The sequence below is a fragment of the Photobacterium sp. 53610 genome, from assembly GCF_036409375.1.
GTDB lineage: Bacteria > Pseudomonadota > Gammaproteobacteria > Enterobacterales > Vibrionaceae > Photobacterium.
In genome coordinates, this window is the sequence record NZ_JAXOFS010000007.1 from 120,132 (window position 1) to 139,112 (window position 18,981).

14 protein-coding genes are annotated in these 18,981 nt (G+C 47.8%); 4 read left to right on the forward strand and 10 right to left on the reverse strand.

Annotated elements, in window-relative coordinates; translation table 11 throughout:
• Positions 1–379 precede the first annotated feature (379 nt).
• Positions 380–1,912, reverse strand: coding sequence for a methyl-accepting chemotaxis protein (locus SPK40_RS16940; protein ID WP_248143366.1), 1,533 nt, complete (start codon positions 1,910–1,912; stop codon positions 380–382).
• Positions 1,913–2,545: 633 nt separating this feature from the next.
• Between SPK40_RS16940 and SPK40_RS16945 the strand changes: the two genes are divergently transcribed.
• Both SPK40_RS16945 and SPK40_RS16950 read left to right on the forward strand, forming a co-directional pair.
• Positions 2,546–3,160, forward strand: coding sequence for a TetR/AcrR family transcriptional regulator (locus SPK40_RS16945; protein WP_330961287.1), 615 nt, complete (start codon positions 2,546–2,548; stop codon positions 3,158–3,160).
• Between the two features lie 28 nt (positions 3,161–3,188).
• Entirely contained in the window at positions 3,189–4,139 is a 951-nt protein-coding gene (locus SPK40_RS16950; protein WP_330961288.1) for a LysR family transcriptional regulator, read from the forward strand.
• On the opposite strand, the gene SPK40_RS16955 is transcribed toward SPK40_RS16950, so the two are convergent.
• The 8 genes from SPK40_RS16955 to SPK40_RS16990 all read right to left on the reverse strand — a co-directional run bounded on the left by SPK40_RS16955 (position 4,121) and on the right by SPK40_RS16990 (position 15,420).
• Positions 4,121–5,659 carry an MFS transporter gene (locus SPK40_RS16955; protein WP_330961289.1) on the reverse strand — a complete coding sequence of 513 codons (1,539 nt, stop codon included), beginning with the start codon at positions 5,657–5,659 and terminating at the stop codon, positions 4,121–4,123. The genes SPK40_RS16950 and SPK40_RS16955 overlap by 19 nt on opposite strands.
• A 30-nt stretch (positions 5,660–5,689) precedes the next feature.
• The gene (locus SPK40_RS16960; RefSeq protein WP_330961328.1) at positions 5,690–6,697 is read right to left on the reverse strand and encodes an HlyD family secretion protein; all 1,008 of its coding nucleotides are present in this window, start codon (positions 6,695–6,697) and stop codon (positions 5,690–5,692) included.
• 216 nt (positions 6,698–6,913) lie between these two features.
• A complete protein-coding gene (locus SPK40_RS16965) occupies positions 6,914–7,321 on the reverse strand; it encodes a hypothetical protein (protein WP_330961290.1) in 408 nt (135 codons plus the stop codon).
• A gap of 79 nt (positions 7,322–7,400) precedes the next feature.
• Complete coding sequence (locus tag SPK40_RS16970) at positions 7,401–7,979, reverse strand: TerD family protein (protein WP_248143106.1); 579 nt, start codon at positions 7,977–7,979, stop codon at positions 7,401–7,403.
• Between the two features lie 24 nt (positions 7,980–8,003).
• Positions 8,004–8,579 carry a TerD family protein gene (locus SPK40_RS16975; RefSeq protein ID WP_248143105.1) on the reverse strand — a complete coding sequence of 192 codons (576 nt, stop codon included), beginning with the start codon at positions 8,577–8,579 and terminating at the stop codon, positions 8,004–8,006.
• A gap of 23 nt (positions 8,580–8,602) precedes the next feature.
• Positions 8,603–9,772, reverse strand: a complete 1,170-nt coding sequence (locus SPK40_RS16980; RefSeq protein WP_248143104.1) for a toxic anion resistance protein — start codon at positions 9,770–9,772, stop codon at positions 8,603–8,605.
• The gene (locus SPK40_RS16985; RefSeq protein WP_330961291.1) at positions 9,762–10,838 is read right to left on the reverse strand and encodes a toxic anion resistance protein; all 1,077 of its coding nucleotides are present in this window, start codon (positions 10,836–10,838) and stop codon (positions 9,762–9,764) included. Before SPK40_RS16985 ends, SPK40_RS16980 begins: the two co-directional genes overlap by 11 nt.
• A 517-nt stretch (positions 10,839–11,355) precedes the next feature.
• Positions 11,356–15,420: a hypothetical protein gene (locus SPK40_RS16990; RefSeq protein WP_330961292.1), complete on the reverse strand. Its 4,065-nt coding sequence runs from the start codon at positions 15,418–15,420 to the stop codon at positions 11,356–11,358.
• Positions 15,421–16,170: 750 nt separating this feature from the next.
• On the opposite strand from SPK40_RS16990, the gene SPK40_RS16995 reads away from it, so the two are divergent.
• Together SPK40_RS16995 and SPK40_RS17000 are read left to right on the forward strand one after the other, a co-directional pair.
• Entirely contained in the window at positions 16,171–16,677 is a 507-nt protein-coding gene (locus SPK40_RS16995) for a cupredoxin domain-containing protein (protein ID WP_330961293.1), read from the forward strand.
• A gap of 13 nt (positions 16,678–16,690) precedes the next feature.
• The gene (locus SPK40_RS17000; protein WP_330961294.1) at positions 16,691–17,524 is read left to right on the forward strand and encodes an FTR1 family iron permease; all 834 of its coding nucleotides are present in this window, start codon (positions 16,691–16,693) and stop codon (positions 17,522–17,524) included.
• 115 nt (positions 17,525–17,639) lie between these two features.
• Here the strand turns inward: SPK40_RS17000 and SPK40_RS17005 are convergent, their stop codons facing one another.
• Complete coding sequence (locus tag SPK40_RS17005) at positions 17,640–18,794, reverse strand: right-handed parallel beta-helix repeat-containing protein (RefSeq protein ID WP_330961295.1); 1,155 nt, start codon at positions 18,792–18,794, stop codon at positions 17,640–17,642.
• Positions 18,795–18,981: the final 187 nt, after the last annotated feature.

Sequence of the window (18,981 nt, forward strand, 5' to 3'; positions counted from 1 at the left end):
ATATAACGAATTAAATCGAAAGAAAACTGAGAAGATCTTGAACTAAATATTTCATTAATAGCTCAGCTTTTTGAGCTGCAGCCACTATACACGTTGTATAGATAATAGATAGTTATTTCTGTTTTATTTTTAATTGACAATAAAAACAATAGTTTATACTCACTCCCTTTAAGCTACCTAAATAGATTATCTCAATCAATGCTTTATTTCTGCTCCTCTGAGGTAACAAAAACCAGCACAGAACGCAAAATACTCAAATGGGAAAATAGCTATCCAATACCTAAAATAGCGTCTCAACGTATCCGGGCGAGGGTCAAAGCAGCAAGAAAATAAGAAAGGAAACGCCGCGGAGCAAGGTGCATCCGCGGCTGGAGTCGGGTTATCGGGTGAGTTTGAAGGCGCCGACCAGACGATCGAGTGTCTGAGCCAGTGCCGCCAGTTCCTGGCTGGTTTTTTCCAGTTCGGTGCTGGCGTCCAGTCCGGCCTGAACGGCCTGATTGACTGTATCCATGTTGACGTTGATTTCATTCGCCACGCTGGACTGCTGTTCGGTCGCGGTGGCGACCTGCGTATTCATGTCCAGAATCGCAACCACCTGACGGGAAATCTCTTCCAAAGCTGTCAGGGCGTTTTCTGTCGCCTTGGTGCCGTCTTCAGTCAGCGATTTGCTGCTTTCCATCGCATCCACGGCATTTTTGGCTTCATGCTGAAGCTGGTCAATCATGTTCTGAATTTCATCCGTGGACTGCGATGTTTTCGTCGCCAGATTCCGGACTTCATCAGCAACCACAGCAAAACCACGACCGGCTTCACCGGCACGGGCCGCTTCAATGGCCGCGTTCAGTGCCAACAGGTTGGTCTGCTCTGAAATGCCGCGGATCACTTCCAGAATGGAACCGATCGACTGCGTTTTATCGGCCAGCGTCGCAATCACCACCGACATATTATTCATTTCTTCGGCCAAATGATTGATGGTGTTCGTTGCCGTTTGCAGCGTCTGACGACCCGCCTGAGTCTGGCTGTTTGCAGAACCCGCCGATTCAGCTGCACCCGCTGCGTTATTGGAGATCTCGTTGATAGTCGCGATCATTTCGTTCATCGAGGTGACCACCAGCAGGGTTTGTTCACTCTGCTCCTGACCGCGGGACAAAGCATGCACCGATTGCTCGCGCAGTGACGAAGCCGTGCTTCCGAGACCCACGCCAGTGTTAACAACCTGCACAATAATGTCGTTAATTTTGCCGACAAAGGTGTTAAAGGCAGCAGAGATATTGGCGATTTCATCGTTCCCTTTGACTGGCAGGCGAACCGTCAGGTTACCGTCCCCTTGAGAAATATCTTCCAGCGCCTGCTGCAGACCGGTCAGCGGCTGGAACAGTCTGCCCAGCAGCCACATCAGAATGACGGCACAAACCACGAAAATCAGTACAATCGCGGTCAGCTGAGCAAACATAATTTCTTTGGCGGCATTATCCACTTCAGTAATCGGAATCCCCACGTCAAAGGAACCGTATAATTTACCGTTCAAGTAAACCGGCGTCATGATGTCATACACCCAGACTTTCTGAACGTCGGCATACCATTTGGAATGCTTCGGTTTGCCATGACCCGCACCTTCAACGGTGTAGTTATCGTCATAGACTTTGTTCAGTTTTTGCGCGTCACTGTGCGCCACAGCCTTGATGTTCGTATCAATGACAACCGCGTAACTGATGTCATTTCGTTGCTTCAGTGACGTCACAAAGGCCTGCAAATCCGCCATCGGCTTTGTGGACGTTTCAAGCACGTATTCCACATTCTTCGCCAGCAATTCGGCCTGAGCCTGCGACCGCTTCAGAATGATACTGTCTATTTCCTGATGGGAAATATAGGAGGTTGACGAGATGCTTGCTATCGCAGCGATAGCGAACATCGCACAGACAACCATGACGATGATTTTTTTCATTTTGATAAACCCTGACGCCAAAAAGACTCAAATTAGAATTTCATAAAAGTGGCCTGCATCATCACTACTGCCTGCGTGCCTATACATCAGAAAAGCGGCGGTCCGGACAGCAACGATAAACCAATAAGTTACTCAATTTGAGCAAAAAGCTTATGCATCGATCCACTTATTTAATTGTCAGCTTGCAATATTTGAAGTGATTGCACATTTTCACAACATTTTATGCCTTAAAGGAATTCACCTGTATCAAAAAGTCATCAACTGGTGCGAGCGATTTGCTGAGCAATTTCAAAACGATTTCAGCACGAAAATGAACAATCAGCGTTGAACTCCCACACAACCGGTCGCGTTCTGCTGAAAACGCGCCGGTGACAGACAGGAAGCATCAGACACAATCCGTTGAATATGAGCAATAAAACGTTGCTATCAAAATCTCAGACAACCTGAGGACCTGTACATTTCCAAAACAATCCGCACTTTCACGACATGCCCGGAACCCCCAGAAGCATAAACACAATCACGGTGCGGTATCTTTAAGCGACAAAGAAACTTATAATTAACAAGTGTACTAATGAGTACGATTTTGAAGTCAGAGTTGTGATGCGTCCATCGACTATTGAGAAACAGAAAAAAATCATCGAGATTGCCACCGTTCTTTTTCTGGAACAGGGCTACAGAGACACCAGCCTGGATCAGATTGTTCAGCATTGCGGAGGCTCCAAACAAACGCTGTATCGCTATTTCAGCTCCAAAGAGGGACTGTTCAAAGCCGTACTGGCGCACAACCTTGAATCGCTTGAGGGAGTATTCAGTTTTCCGGAACACCCGGATCATCCAGTTGATGCGTGTCTGGTGCATTTCGGGCTGGGGTACGTCAAACGTCTGTGCTCAAATCCGGTCTTGGGATTATTCCGGATAGTTTCGGCAGATTTTCACCAAGATGCCGACATCACAGATTTCTTTCTGGCCAACGGGCCAGAGAATCAACATCATCACCTGGCCTCGTACCTGAAGTCAGAAGCCGTCACACAACAGCTGACGATCCCCTCCGCGAATCAAGCCTGCACGCATCTGCTGGCCATGCTGAAGCAGAATTTTTTCTATCTGGCATTACTCGGGAAATCATTGCCGGATGACGAGCAGCTGACCCTGCAAATCCGTCAAGCCGTAGATGCTTTTATCCGCATCTACCACCCAACACACATCGGGCGATGACGCTGTACTGGCATACCGGGAGAAAATCATGTCATCCGTAAAACTGGACTCATTACAGCTGTTTCAGCATGTGGTCGAACAAGGCGGGATCACTCAGACCGCGGATTTTCTGGCGATGCCAAAATCCAGTGTCAGCCGGAAAGTGAAAGCACTGGAAGAAGAATTCAACGTTCAGCTCATCAGCCGGAGCGCCCGGTACTTTACACTGACGGAAGCGGGAGAAATATTTTATGAACGCAGCCGGGAGATCCTCGCACAGCTCAAGGTGCTGGAGCAGGAAATGGCGGACCATCGTCAGGGGGTTGCCGGGAAAATCAGCATTCTCTGTGTTTCCCCGCTCCTGAAGTGTCTGGGTGAGCTCCTGAAAAATTTCTGCCGCCAGTATCCCGGGGTTGAACTGGCATTCCATGCGCAGGATGTCGTGCAGCGCAATATTCCCAAACGCCGGTTTGACCTGCTGATCCAATTGGATAAACCTGTCACCAGCAACCTGATTGGCAAGACAATTGGTCAGATGTACGCCGATTACTATGCCAGCCCGGATTATCTTGCTGAATTCGGGACTCCGGCTGAGCCGGAAGATCTGCTCAGCCACCGGATCATTTTCCGGGAACTGTCGCAGGATCAGCCCAAGCAGTGGTGGTTTCAGTCCCCCTTACGCGCCTTAGATCTGGGAAGCGCCAACATCACTCTCGTCGACTCGCCAGACATGGCACTGACCCTGGCCCGGCAAGGCTTCGGCGTGGCGATGCTGCCGGATATTCAGGCCCTCTCCGCTCTGAATTCTCAGGCGCTGATGCCGTTATTCGGCCGGCAACACCGCCGCTGTTTGCCGGTGAATCTGATTTATCATGACCGTGAACAAATTCCGAGACGGGTCCGGTTACTGATCGACTTCCTGGCTGAGCATTTCGCTGAAGCCGCTGCAAAATACCAACTTCAGCCAGAGTCATTGGCTGATCAGCAAGACGTCGATTGATGCCTCGCAACCAGTTTTTTCCCGATGATCATCACCGGGGCCAGCAACAGAATCGCGATCACGAAAGCCAGAAATGTGTTACTGAGTGCCAGCGTTGATGCTTCCAGTTTCAGCGTCTGGCTGAGCTGTCCTGCACTCAGCGTTCCGGAAGGCAGATATCCCTGAGTCAGTGCCAGATGCTTCATTGCCTGAGTGTATTGCTCAACCGCCTGTCCGCCGTTATCCAGAGTCCGGGCAAGTTCACTCATCGACTCGTAACGGGTGATCTGCATGATACGGGCAAAAATTGCAGACCCCGCCAATCCACCCAGTGTCCGGAAGATATAAAACACACTGATCCCTTCCGGGCGATGATCAGGCTTAAAATGAGCCAGCATCGCAATGGTCACTGACACATTGAGCAAACCGACGCCCAGCCCCCGTAAACAAAGTGGAAACAGCAGTTCATCCGGGCCAGCATAGCTTGGTAAATGACTGAACATGACGACCGAGCCGATAATCATCAGGACGCCAATCGGCGTGATCATATCGCGCGGGAAGCGATGCTGGTTTGCGGCCACAACGCTGAGCAGCATCCCGGCCAGCATGGCCAGGAACGACGGCAGCTGGATCAGTCCCGCATTCTCATGACTGTAATGCATCACATGAGAAAGAAAGTTTGCCACCAGAGCCCCGCTGGCCATCACGCCAAATCCGGCCAGAAATCCGTTATACATAAAGACGTTATTGTGCAGATTCGTCAGTAACTTCCGGTTCAGGGTATGACCAGACCGCTGCCCGGCCTGCATCAGAACTAGTGCTCCCAAAGCCAGCATGGCCGTCACCCCGGTCATCCACCGGAAACGCGGATGATCAAACCAGTTGTAATAACTGCCCCGCATCAGTAAATAGGCAATCAGTACCAGACAGCCGGTCATCAGCAGGTAAGGCAGCACATTCGACTTCCGCTCACGCTGCGGCTGTCTGATATCCGTCACCCACTCAGCCATCAACTGCGCGGTCAGCAGCATGCCCGCGAGAAGATAAGACAGAAACTGCCAGGCTGTTTCCTCCGCCAGCCAGGACAGCAGCCAGGGATAGACCCCCATCGGCAGCAACGTCGAACACAGCAGGATCAAAGCCGTTATCACTGTTATTGTCCGGTAGCGACATCTGGCCAGGATCAACAGGTTCAGACTGACCAGAATCAGGCTGGCACAGGCACCAAGCGCCAGCCAGGCACCTGCCTGTAAAAGGGGGGCATGATCAGTCACCGCAATCACCAGATGGGAAACGGCAGCCATCATCAGTGCCCTGCGCAGCGCCACATTGATTCTGCACCTGCGCAAGATCAGAGGCGCCAGCAACAGCATCACCAGTTGCGTCATCATGAACCCGATATCGAGGTGGCTCATCTCATCCGGTGAAAGGCCATTGGTGACGGCCATATGCGTTGACATCGCCCTGAACATCGCTGAAGTCAGACCCACCGGTAACATGGCGATGACCGCCAGTAAGGCCAGAGAAAACGAACGATTCATACTCGAGCTCCTTCCGTAAATCTGTACGGATTACCGGATGATCCGGACACTGGCAATGGCTGAAAGACCCGGGTATATCCGGCCCTGCAGGTGATCTGGCAAATTCAGTCTGATTTTCACCGGCACCCGCTGAACAACCTTCACAAAGTTTCCGGTGGCATTCTGTGGCGGCAGCAGACTGAACTGCGCCCCTGTCGCCGGTGTCACGGAATCGACAACCCCCTGAAGCGGCTTGTCCGGGAACATATCCAGCACAACATTGACGGTCTGACCAACAACAACATGCGCTAACTGCGTTTCTTTGAAATTAGCCTCCAGCCATACCTCACTCGGTACCAGCGTCACGACACCCAAGCCCGGCTGAACAAATTTTCCGGTTTGAACCTGGCGATTGGCGATATATCCGTCGACGGGGGCTTTCACAATGGTGCGATTCAAAGCAATGGTATTCAGCGCCAGCTTGGACTCTGCCTGCTGACGCTGCGCCTTCAGTTGCTCACGCTCCGCCGACAGGGTATCTAATTGTTTTTTAGAGGCTTCCAGGACGAGGTAGGCATTTTTCAGTTTCACCTCAGCTTCAATGGCTTTGGTATTCTGATTATCAAAAGCGGTCTGGCTCACTGATGAAGAACGCAGCAGTTTACTGAACCGCTCCCTTTCAGAGTGCTGCAACGCGGCATTGGCTTTCGCCCCTTTAATTGCAGCCGTTGCCTGCTCAATACTGACCTGTTGTAACCTGATCCGTGACGCATTATTGTTCAGTGCGGATTTGGCTACCTCGATGGCAGCTTTCGCGATATTCACATTGGCCTGATAATCCCGGCTGTCGATGGCAAACAAGGGGTCACCAGCCTGCACCCATTGGTTATCTTGAATGAACAGCTCAACCACACTCCCGCTCACTTCAGGGGAGACGACAGTAATATCAGCCTTCACATACGCATTATCTGTGGTGACATAATCCTGGTCTTCCCAGTATTTCCATCCGCCCAGCAACAGCGTTGTGACCGCGCTCAGGGCAATTAAGATTTTTTTCATCATCGTAGCAACTTCTTCTGACTGACAGATGCAGAAAATGTACTGAGTAGTACGATTATGAGCGAGCAATTTAACTGGAATCTTACTGGCCGGAAAATGGAACAACCGGCGTTGATCAGATCTGTTTGAACAGGGCAGGAATTGCAAAGCGAAGCTTCAGGGGAATAGTTGGAAGGCGTCCATTGCCTTCCAGCGCGCTCGTTCTGCCGGAAATGATTATGCTTTCAAAATACCGACTGAAGCATAAAAAGACAGAACAAAGCAGAGAAAGGCAATGTGAATCAAAAGTGTAGCAACAGAAACAACCAGAACATTCCAATCAGAGAAAAATTGATATTCCTGAGATTGTTCAATCTCCTCTTTTGATATCTGGTTATTTCTCGCGTATTGGTAAGTTGCAAAAGCAAATACAAAGGGTAAGAGAAATCCTGAAAATTCCTCGGATAACAACCCGAGAAAAAATGTCAAGATTACTGTCAACCAACAGCCTGACTGAGCAACATCCTTTGCTTTAAGCGGATTTCCGAGCGCAATAAAATTTCGGTTCAACATGTAACTGGCTGCGAGTGGTCCGCCAAGAAATGTTGCGGCGGCGACTTGTCCGGGGGAATACAAGCGTTGCATCTTCATCCTCAAATCATCAGACAGGAATAAAAAAAGCCATGAAAACATTCATGGCTTTTGAATCAGAAACGTTGGTCGCTTACAGAGACCCGCAAATCGTCGGGAGCATGTCATTAACGTGAGTGCCCTGAACCGGCACACCTTTCGCAGAGAAATGCCATTCCCCGCCCTGACGGGACAGCAGCGCAATATAAATGCCGGTGTGCTTCCCCTGCTCCGACAGCGTGAAACGACAGACTTCAGTTTGAGTCTGGTCCATCACGCGGCAGTAAGCGTTGTCCACCTTGCTGAAAGGCTGACCACGGAAACTGTTCACTGTCAGTGCCATATACGCGACGTTGTTCGGCAGTTTTTCCAGATTAATTTTAATCTGCTCATCATCGCCGTCCCCTTCACCGGTGCGGTTATCGCCCTGATGAAGCACGCTTTTACATTTTGATTTCAGTTTCTGATAGCTGACGATATCCAGCACTTCGCCGGTCTCATCCAGCAGCACGCAGGATGCATCCAGATCGATATCACCATCGCTGAAAATTGCGCTGAAAAATCCGGTTGGTTTTACCGGACTCCAGCCCAGTCCCAGGGTCAGTTTTTTCAGCTCGACTGTCGCTGTCTTCGTCAGGGAAATCGTGCTGTTTTTCTCTAGGTTAATAGCCATAAAACTCTCGTCCTGATCGGTGAATTACTGGTAACCGTTGACAAAGTCCACCAGACCCAGCTGGTAACCTGCACCTACCGCTTTAAAGTTCCACTGACCATTTTCTTTAAACAGAGAGCCGAACTGAACAGACGTTTCATTGCTGAATTCATTGCCCAGATTAAACTGTGCAATCAGCTGACCTGAGTCTTCATTATACAGCTTGATGTAGCTGTTACGGACCATACCAAAGTTGTGATTCCGTGCCGGTGCATCGTGAATGGTCACAATCAGAGAAATCTCATCGGCTTCAGGAGACATGCTGGTCAGGTTGATTTTGATGACTTCATCATCACCATCGCCGTTACCGGTACGGTTATCACCGGTGTGGACCACAGCACCCTGCGGACACTTCAGGTTGTTGTAAAACACGAAGTGACCGTCAGAAATCAGTTTTGGCTCGCCCTGTGCGTTATGACGGCAGATGAAAGCAGAAGAATCGATATCGAACTGAGCCGCGCTTGAGACCGGATCCCAGCCTAAACCCAGACGAAGATTGACCAGTCCCGGTTCCGCTTTCTGCAGGTTAATGGTGTTCCCTTTCTCTAAATTAATAGCCATAGTTTTTTATTCTCTATTGATGATTATTGGGACAGAACAGACAGTAATTCTGTTTTCATGGATTCCATTTTCTGGCTGGCAGCCTGACGCTGTCTTGCGCCTTCCTGCTCAATCGTGACCACATCCTGCAAGGTGCTGATCAGTGTGGTCTGAACATGTTCAAGGGTCTCGATATCCACTACAGAGCGCTGATTGCTGCGTGCGACATCCAGGGTGTTCTGGCGGAGCATATCGGCATTCTTCCGAATCAGATCATTGGTGGTGTCATCGATCTTGTTACTGAGCTGGACCGCTTTCTTCTGCTCCAGCATGGTGATCGCCAGGGTGAATTGCTTCTTCCAGGCCGGAATGGTGAGTGTTTTGATGTTGTCGAATTTCTCGACCAGAGTCAGGTTGTTGGTCTGCACCATGCGGATCATCGGCGCCGTTTGCAGCGCGAGCATTTGCAGTGATTTCAGATCGTACACGCGTTTTTCTACTCGGGCGGCAATATCTTTCAGATCACTCACCTGCTGAGCCAGAAACGGAGAGGTCGCCGCTTCTTCAGCCAACCCTTCGATTTTCTGCTGAATCAGGTACAGCTTGGCTTCGCCGAACACAATACTGGCAGACAGTTCTTTATACTCATTCATATTATGGATAAAGACATTGTCCAGCTGATGCGCCCGCTCACGCAGGTTGGACTGCTGTTTATCAATTTCTTTCACCAGCCGCTCAAGCTGTGTATTCACAGAATTGAACTGCGCCAGAATTTTTTCTTTGGTGTTCTTCACCTTCGCAACCAGCTTCGAGAAGAAACTGTTTTCGCCCATCAGGGCTTCAATATTCACGCCCTTCGCCAGACCAATCACCTCATTCAGGTTCCCGGCCATATGCTCCAGATCTTTACACTTCACATGCTTGAGCATGTCATCGGAATAGCTGCTGATCTTCTGAGCAGAAGCATCACCCAGCGTCGCAACCCCATTCGGACTGTAGACATCCACTTGAGACAACTGGCTGACTAAGGTTGTGCTTAACACACGGGTATCAATCTGACATTGTTCAAGCTCAGACTGATACTGCCCCATCGCCTGATCAACAGCAGCCTGGATGACTGCCTGCTCAAGAGCAACCGGGGCTTGTTGTACTTCAGCGGTTTGGACCGCCGTCGCAGGCGTTGCAGTGTTTACAAAAACAGGTTTAAAGGTCATTTTTATTCAGCTCCATGATACTGGCGAATAACTTTTCCTGAACATCGTTGAGTTCGTAATACAGAGAGACTTCACTTTTCTCATGAAGCGCAATGGCAGTTAAAAACTGCTGTTTCCACACCTGAATAATGTTGGTGCGAATTTCTTCTATCCGGCTGAAACCATTCACCAGATTCGAGGAATAAAGCTTGAGCTGAGGCAAGGTCATCAGCAAAGACTGACGCAGCACCTGCAGGTTTGAAATTTTCCTTTCCCAGCGGGAGATCGCCTCTTTCTGAGTCGAAAGCTTATCGGCGGCAAACGGATCAGACGACCGGCTCACGGATGTATCTGAATTGATTTCGGCGGTAAATGCGGTCAGTTTCACCCGGGCTGCCAGAATTCTCAGCTCCAGCTCCTGATAAATGGACTGCACTTCCGACATCCGCGCTTCAAATTCAGACAACGTCGACTTCATTGACGTTAAATCCTGAAAAACTGAGTCAATTTTTGCGTCTATCTGATCGCAGGCAAAATCAAATTCGTGTTTTACAAACTCAATTTTTCCTTTTTTCGTTCGCATCAATGTTGCGATTCGACTGGTCATCTTTTTGGGATTGAAGATAGAAATATCGATACTTTTCGCAATATCAATCACGGATGAACCCAGATCGGTTAATTGATCCACTTTCCCAAGTTTGGCGTAGTCTGACAGTTCACCCTGAACCGTCTGAAAACGCTTGGAAAGATGATTACAAAATTCGATCTGATCGGTCGTACTTTCAATCGTGATCTCACCTGAGTAAGTCCGGACTTTCAGGTAGTCATGATTTGAAATCTCGGTTTCTGCACTTCGCTCAGCATCAACCGTTTGTTTCCATGCAGAGGGAATGTCAATATCGCCGTTCACAGACTTCACCTGATGAGAAAAAAGAACACCCGGTGAACGATTCAGTTTTTTCTCCTGATGAGCAGCGTTCTGAGTTGATGTGGCCTCAGGCTTCGCTCTTTCTACGGAAGAGAAATCTTTTATCTTAGATTTATTTTCTTTACTGGTTTGTGCAGTACTATGAAACGTTTTAACCATTCGATCACTCTGCTCTAACATGGCCTGAAAAAGCCTGTGGCGATAAAGCACTCAGATTATTGACACCCAGAACCCCTGAAGAAATCTGGTGAAAATGATCGTATTACTCATTGTTTTTTAAGACAACTTTGATTATGAAAGTACAGCCTGTCATTTTCACCATTCCCCCCGTCAAAATGACAGTCATTGAATAAATCATTCAAATTCAGAGCTTGATTCAACATTTAAAAATCCAATTTAATATTTGAATTATACGTATCAGAAAATGAATCGAATCCGTATTCATTCTATTGAAATGAAATTCATCACGCCAAAAACATCTCAATAAGAGATTTTGATCCAATTTCAATTTCAGTCTGAATCAATAAAAAACCATCCTCAGTGAAAATTAACTGAGGACTCATTTTTATTGTGACTTTCACAGTTTCATGCAAACAGAAAATTCAAATAATCCATCGCTGATGGCCACTGCTGCTGCAGTGGCCGAACAAAAGATGATTTGTATCAACCGGTCGTATTAAGCCCCTGATGCTGATGCAGTCTCGTTTTGTTTCCGACGGGCAAAGCGACGGTGTCCTTCCTGACGAAAGAACCAGCTCACCAGCCGATCCCACCAGCTCAGCCGACGACTCATGATGAAATAACAACACACGTCTTCCTGCTGATCAAAACCGAAGAAAATATGATGTCCCTGGTATTTATCACGGAGTGCAATCAGTGCAGATTCATCATGACCTTCAGGCCGGTACACACGAAATGGCACTTCACCCGGCACCTGTTGCCAACGTTGGTCTGGCTCAGCCAAAACCTTATCCATTGTGGTTTTATCGCCAACAAGCACCGTCTGTGATTTCAGATGACGTTCAAGCCACAAATATGAGGCATTACAACCATGTCGCCATTGTTTGACCGAATCCAGTTGCCCGACAGCCAGACCAACCACCTGATCCTGTTCCCGGTAAATTGTTGCAGGAACAGGCGCTTCACCCAGCAAATACGGTAAAACTACAGCCTCATTCTCTCGGGCCGGATCAACAACCGTGATCTCCCCCTTGCCAAATGACAGTGGCGGGAGCATCTCCTGCTGCACTGTATCGCTGTTCAGTAATGCTTTAAGTTCCGGTAGTCGGGAGCCTTTTGCTTCAGCAACCATCACCACATGAAAGGTTTTACGCAACAAAACCTGCTGATTCTCTGCCAAAATCTCAATATCATAACGACCAGGTCGGCATAACTGTTTCGTCGCCAGAGACCACCCAAAGAAATATTCTGTATTCGCTTTGATAGCATGCATTCCCGTCACAGGCACACCGTGATCTTCCGGGTGATGTACTTTTAATTTCACCGCAACTTCTTTCGGATAAGTCAGTCCGTCCTTTTCCGGCCGGTAGGCAAGTTTCATTCCGAATATCTGTCCCATGACCGCTTCAACCATTCTGGAGTTACTTTCCAGCACCAAATAATCAGTCAGATTGATTGGTGCATTTGGTTTTTCCTGAAGTACCAGTTCAAGTGCATCATCGTTCGTGGTGTAAATACCTTCATCGACCCGATCGATTAACGTGCCATATATCCGGTGATGATACTGGCCCTCACGAATCCGACTGACCAAATCACGAACCTGCGCTGAGTCATTATCCGAAAATTGCTCCACCAATTGCATCTGACCATCCAGAACCGACAGCGATTTCAGTAAATTCAGCTTATGGTGCTCGCTGAGTCCGCGAATCGTGCTGAATAAGTCATGCTGCTCCGCCAGATAACGAATCGCCGTATATAAATCATGTTCGATAAAATACGCCAGCAGTCTTTCCAGTGTAATTCCGGCCTCACACAACTGCTGCGTATAATCGGTTTCACTGAGCTGGCTGCTGTCATAACAATCATGCAACGCTTGATCAGACAGTGCTGCACTCAACTTGAGAACGCGTCGACGAAGTTCCGGGCTCGTATGCCACAATAAAGAATTCAGATTGACTCTCGTGAACTTTTCTTGGAATGACTCAACCTGATACAAGCGCAGTTTGTCCAATGCTTCTTCCAGACTTGTTTGCCCGGTAAAGAAAGTCAGAATTTCATCCTCTAATGGTTTCAGAATCGCGTCGTCGTCCGGTAATTCCACCTCTTGTGCAATCAGATATGAAATAATCTCATCCCTGATCTGCTCGCGAATCTCATCCAATAATGCGGTATCAAAATATTCATACCACCGAAGCGATGGGTATTGTTCGACAAGCATCTTAAAGAACTTCTGCTTATCCTCTTTTCTCAGATAACTGACGACTGAATGGATCTTCTGAGAATTATCCGGTGACTGTTTTTCAGAGGTGTAGCGCACGCCATACTTTTCCAGAATGGGTTTCACGTCCTCGTCTTCCGACTGAATCAGGGTCGTCATCAGAACCACAGTTTCCTGAAGTTCTCCAATCTCTTCTCCGACGATCTCCCGCACATGATGAACAATTGCAGCCACATCCGTTTCGACAGGGAACTGTTCTGAAATCACGTTCGCCACCTGCGCCGGTGCAATTTCGATCCAGAGGGATAAAAACCTGCGACTGATCTCCCCGATATTGGCTTTATATTTCGCCAATTGATGTGCCGCACTCAACCAATATTTTGCCCCATTGCTACTTTCTAAATAACCGTGACAAAACGTATCTTCACTCGCATCTTGGTTCTGTTCCAAAATGGTCTGCAGCGCTTTGACAGACTCCTCCCTGCTGACATCGTTTCGGGCATGAAGATAGTCTTCAACCAAAATAAACGCCTGTTCCTGGGCCTCTGTAATCGGTTGTTCATAATGACCCAGATCTTCATCGTCATCACGTCCGTAAAGCGTGCATTCAATATGATCCAACGCCACTTCGTTTGCACACCAGGCACGCAGGTGAGCCACCATCCCCTTCCCAAGTTCTTGCTCCAGAAGCGCTTTACTGTGAGAAAAAAGTGGATGGTGTTTGTCGAGATAGTAACGAATAAAGTAAAGCCCGGCGAGCAACGCCATACCGGCTGACTTATGTTTCGGATCTTGAATGATTTGCGTCAAAAAGGACTTTGCATACTCCCGATGTTCATCAAGTAACTGATTACAAAAATGAAACGAGTAACCCAGCATGCCACTGTCGGATTTAAATTCTTTAAATCCCCCCAAAAAGAAAGACTTCCAATCACAACCGTATCGTGTATAGAAATCTTCAGCAGGCATCAGACCAATTTTTCCAAGTACGATAAACACCATTTCATCGGAAAAAGGGGCCTGATTTTTCAGCCTGTAAATCAGATCAAGCAAACGAATGCACTTGTGCCGATTCAACTCAACTTCATCAGCGGTCACGACACCTCTCATAAACCAGTCACTGCTTAGCCCAAGTAAGAAATGCATAGGCAAGCAACAGTCTAAGTCTTCCTGCCGTATTGAAAACCGGACTAATTGCCGATGCAGATGATACTGTCCTGCAAGCGCCAGACTGAGGATATCGCAGGGTTCGACTTGCTCAAGAACGGACGCGTTCTCTCCTGATTCAACGTAACGCCACAATGCTTTCCCCTGCGGCAACGCACCCGTAATGAAATCCTCCCAGGCAGCAACACACTGACCTATTTCGAAATCATCTTTCTTATCATCTTCTTCCTCGTCATCAGCGTCGTCGACTTCGGTTTCCAGGTATAAATCATCAGACCCGAACTCCGCTGGAATCACCGCTTTGATCTCAGCAGCAAACTGCTCGGCAGACATATCCTCAACGAATGGCAAATCAAACGACAAATCATCAGTTGCGTAATTCAACGCCGCCTGATCATCAGGATGACAAACGGTCAATGCGAACTGGTGGGCCACATCAAATGTTTGCCGGTCACTCGCGGCCGGAAAGACATAAGTCTGGTCCTCAAAACGCTGTGCCAATTGGCTCAGGAACCTGCCTATCTCTTTTGAGTCTTTCCGGAAAATATCCACCAGACGGGTATGCCTTCTGAAATCCACCTGAATCAGATGATTGTCCGGTCCTTTCAGGTCGCATGAGGAGAACATACGTCCACGGGCGATATCGTTATCACAGTAGCAGAACGCCTTCATCAGATGCTCGCTGTAACCATGATGCGCCACCAGCAAAGCCGGCAAATTCAGCGCGTAACCGGCAAAAGACTCATTCCAGTCCGTCACCAGACAGCCTGCCAGTAAGTAAGCGTATTCAGGATAGGCAAAACCAATCTGATATAAAGGCACAACACCACACACTTCGGTGTCATTCAAACGCATCGATTCAGGATGATTCAGCTTTCGCGAAGTCTGTCGAATTGCATCACCCGCCTTCACGACCGCCTCTTTCAAATCGGTGTCCAGACAGGCAAAAAGAAAAAAGACTTCTTCCGGGTTCAGTAACGCAGACAAATTATCTCTGTGCTGCCAGGCATCAATCGATTTCAATGCCAGTGTGGCTTTCATCAACGGCTGATGGAGAATATCTTTGAGCGCTTCATTAATCTCGGCTTCAGGTTGAAAACAAACTGAAGTATAAGAATCATCAAAAGCCTGATCACTATTGAGCCATTCACAAAACTGGCTGAGCGCCTGTTGCATGGAAGCTGTTTGATGTGGATGGTAACAAATAAAACTTTGGGTCTCAGATTGTTTTTCTGCGTGCATGACCGACTTCTAAGGTAATGATTTTATTTCATTTATTTGCGACCACCTCCGACAATCCATTTAAAAACAAAACGCAGTGAAGCACACTAAAAATAAACAAGCAGTCAATTTAACAGCGATTACAGTCATTCTGAAATTTCAGCCTGTAATATTTACAGCCTCGTGCATTGACCATTAAAAATAAGCAATGATGATGAGTTTTATCTTTCATAAAATATGTGACTTTGAAGATCATCATTTTTCAGAATCAAGCCATTCAGACGCAACTACAGCAGATTCAGAATAAACTATCCTAAATCACCTTGATGAAACAACCGCATGGCAGGCCCACTTCTGTACCGTCATCTACCGTCATCTTTTTCACGCTTTTCCTCTGGGCAGCCAAAGATGCTGGTCACCCCTCCCCCCCTGTTTGCAGCGTATTTTCACAATGGTGATGGTGTCAGCGGCAAAGCACACAAGTGCCGACAGGACCAAGGGAAGCGAATACGGCGGCATCCTGCTGGGTGACACCACACAATCCGGTGCGTCAGCCATTGTTGTGGCGCCCGCATCTTTATTTGATATACAACTGTGCCAGTATTTTTAATCCGGCCTTGCCGGATGATATTTTTATAAACCTGTGGCCATATATATGCAAAACTCAGCAGTGAAATAACTCTTAAAAACCTCATGTGAAATAAAATGAGTAACAAAAAAGATAACTTTGATTGCAAAATTAAAACATCACAAATGAATTTCAATAAGTTAGCTGTCAGCCTGCGAAAAACAAAAGACTATCGCCAATCATTCCCATTTACATTTATGTTCTCCCCATATAATCTCAGACGGTTCATTTTACATAAGGCTAACAAACACATGATGAAGTTACTGAAAAACACGGCTCTGGCATCCCTTTTACTGACCTCTTTTGCCTCTCTTGCCGAGATGCCAACATATGAACTGATCATGAAAGATCACCAGTTTCATCCGGCTGAATTAACCATTCCGGCAGCACAAAAAGTGAAGCTCGTGATTAAAAACCAGGATGAAAATGCTGAAGAATTTGAAAGCCACGCATTACATGTTGAAAAAATCATTCCGGGTAACAATCAGGGTTTTGTAATCCTTCGCCCGATGGAAGAAGGGACCTATAAATTCGTGGGTGAATTCCACGAAGACACAATGATTGGCCACATCATCGTTAAATAATCAGGATCATATTGTGAACTCAGGTGCAGCAATTATTGTTTTCAGAGAACTGTTTGAAGCAAGTTTGATTGTTTCTATTGTTCTTGGGGTAACGAAACAAATTCCAAACCGAACCCGGTGGGTCACTTCAGGAATCATTGCAGGAATTATTGGTTCTGTTTGGGTTGCAGCATCCATGAATTACCTGATTGGTTTATTTGATGGTCTGGGACAGGACCTGCTCAATACGGCCATTTTGCTGTTAGCTGCCCTGATGCTTTCCTGGCACATCATCTGGATGTCGACTCACGGCAAAGCATTGGCGAATAACATTTCCTCCGTGAAGCACAGGATCATTTCCGGTGAACAGCCACTGTACGCACTCTCCCTGATTGTTGGCCTTGCAGTGCTCAGGGAAGGTGCCGAAGTCGTTCTGTTCCTGAATGGCATGCTCGCATCCTCAAAAGATGTGCCCGGCATTATTCTGGGTTCATTCACGGGTTTCGCGGCAGGTTTAGTGATCAGCGTGATCATGTACAAAGGTATTGTGCATATTCCCGCGAAATACTTTTTCAGCTCGACGACCTGGCTGATTACGCTCCTGGCAGCAGGCTTAGTCAGCTCTGCAGCCGGTATTTTAGAGCAGGTTGATCTGATCCCTTCAATCATTCCGGTGGTGTGGGATACCAGTGATATTCTCAGCCAGAGCAGCATGCTGGGACAGGCGCTGCAAACGCTGATCGGGTACAAAGCCGCACCAAGCCTGATGCAACTGCTGTGTTACGGCTCAAGTATTGTACTGATTACGCTGACCCGAAAAGTGGTGGCCGGAAATTCCCAGATACAACGCGAGGCAAAAGCCTCCTGAACCATACAAAAAGAGTGCAGTCCTGCACTCTTTTTTTTTTGCTGTCGCGACAGACGGATGATTTCCGTAAACAGAAAGGCGGCACAGAAACATTCAATCTGTGTCAATCGCAGCGCTACAAAGAAACAGCCCGGCAAAAGACCGGCACCGTTTGATTGCCCACACGCATCATGCACTGACCATTTTCCTCTCGCGTAAACTCAAAAGCCTGCAGAAACTGATTATTCGCTCTGAGAGCCGCTTCATCCGGAATGGACCCGTCGACACCATCGACTGCGGGCTGTGTACTGGTAATCATCACGTCAGATTTGAAAACATTCCCCTTCACCTCAATCGGCCCCTCACTCGGAATCGCACGAATCATGACCGAAGAACGGTTGGCGGTCCCAAAATCACCGTAATTAAACCAATTGTTGTATACCTTCACATAACTTCCGCCATAACCATCTTTCGCATGCATATCGAACTGATGATATGCCGCTTTTCCGCCGCCTTGCATGACCAGATTATACGAAGCGGTGTATCCCTCTCCGAGTGCCCCGGAGCCCGCAATTGCATGCCGGTTATGATCAAAGATATTGCATTCAATATCCGCAGTCGTCTCCCCGTTTTGCACCACCACCCCGTAACCGAGCTCTGTTTTTATATTGTGGTGAATATAGTTGTGACTGACTTTGGCCGATTTCGAACGCTTGAGAGATATTCCGGCCCATGGCCAGCCAAAAATCTCATTATTGTCAAAGACAATCCCTTCCGAATCATTTTGACTCTGCAATCCAATCGTCGATTTACTGGTATTGCTGACCTGAACTGGCCCTTCAATCATCAAACCGGTTATCCGCGCATAACTGGATAATCGGATCACCGGGTAACTGTCTTCCGTCGGATTCGGATTTGCCGCAACCCGTAACCTGCCCGGATTGTCTGAAATGCCCCGCTCTCCAAACAGGGTTTGATGCTCCCCCAGCACAACCGCAGCTGACTGGTTAGGAATCTCAATCGTCACGCCATTCGGCACCTTGATGTAGGCATACCCGCTGTGAATTGCCGTCACCAGGGCCGCATAATCTGACACTTCAATCATGCGGCTTCTGTCTGTCGGGAGCTCCGGACTCACATTCAAGCCCAGTGTTCCACACTTGAAATCCGAACGCTCTTGCCCTGAACTGGCGGACGATGTTGTGACATCTGAACCCGTTTCGGATTCACCGGAACAGGCAATCACTGTCAGTAGCAGTACCGGAATACTGATTCGCTGGCTTGTTTTCATGGAAATCATGATTCCTTTGGTATTTCAGGATCGCAGATCATGGTTGGATAAAACGACAGCCTTTATCCGCATCTTAAGAAGGTTCATCAAGGTTTACATTTTAATGAGGATTGGTGCCGTTCAGTCATACCCGTGCAAAGTGCTGCCACGTATAAGCAACCCGATGAATTCGAAAATTTCACTTTCA

Bases quoted from the DNA above. Each gene is read 5' to 3' on its own strand.
- SPK40_RS16970 (WP_248143106.1), bottom strand. From the start codon at position 7,979: ATGGCTATTAACCTAGAGAAAAACAGCACGATTTCCCTGACGAAGACA.
- SPK40_RS17005 (WP_330961295.1), bottom strand. From the start codon at position 18,794: ATGAAAACAAGCCAGCGAATCAGTATTCCGGTACTGCTACTGACAGTG.
- SPK40_RS16980 (WP_248143104.1), bottom strand. From the start codon at position 9,772: ATGACCTTTAAACCTGTTTTTGTAAACACTGCAACGCCTGCGACGGCG.
- SPK40_RS16940 (WP_248143366.1), bottom strand. From the start codon at position 1,912: ATGTTCGCTATCGCTGCGATAGCAAGCATCTCGTCAACCTCCTATATT.
- SPK40_RS16995 (WP_330961293.1), top strand. From the start codon at position 16,171: ATGAGTAACAAAAAAGATAACTTTGATTGCAAAATTAAAACATCACAA.
- SPK40_RS16965 (WP_330961290.1), bottom strand. From the start codon at position 7,321: ATGCAACGCTTGTATTCCCCCGGACAAGTCGCCGCCGCAACATTTCTT.
- SPK40_RS16985 (WP_330961291.1), bottom strand. From the start codon at position 10,838: ATGGTTAAAACGTTTCATAGTACTGCACAAACCAGTAAAGAAAATAAA.
- SPK40_RS16945 (WP_330961287.1), top strand. From the start codon at position 2,546: ATGCGTCCATCGACTATTGAGAAACAGAAAAAAATCATCGAGATTGCC.
- SPK40_RS16955 (WP_330961289.1), bottom strand. From the start codon at position 5,659: ATGAATCGTTCGTTTTCTCTGGCCTTACTGGCGGTCATCGCCATGTTA.
- SPK40_RS16975 (WP_248143105.1), bottom strand. From the start codon at position 8,579: ATGGCTATTAATTTAGAGAAAGGGAACACCATTAACCTGCAGAAAGCG.
- SPK40_RS16990 (WP_330961292.1), bottom strand. From the start codon at position 15,420: ATGCAACAGGCGCTCAGCCAGTTTTGTGAATGGCTCAATAGTGATCAG.
- SPK40_RS16960 (WP_330961328.1), bottom strand. From the start codon at position 6,697: ATGAAAAAAATCTTAATTGCCCTGAGCGCGGTCACAACGCTGTTGCTG.
- SPK40_RS16950 (WP_330961288.1), top strand. From the start codon at position 3,189: ATGTCATCCGTAAAACTGGACTCATTACAGCTGTTTCAGCATGTGGTC.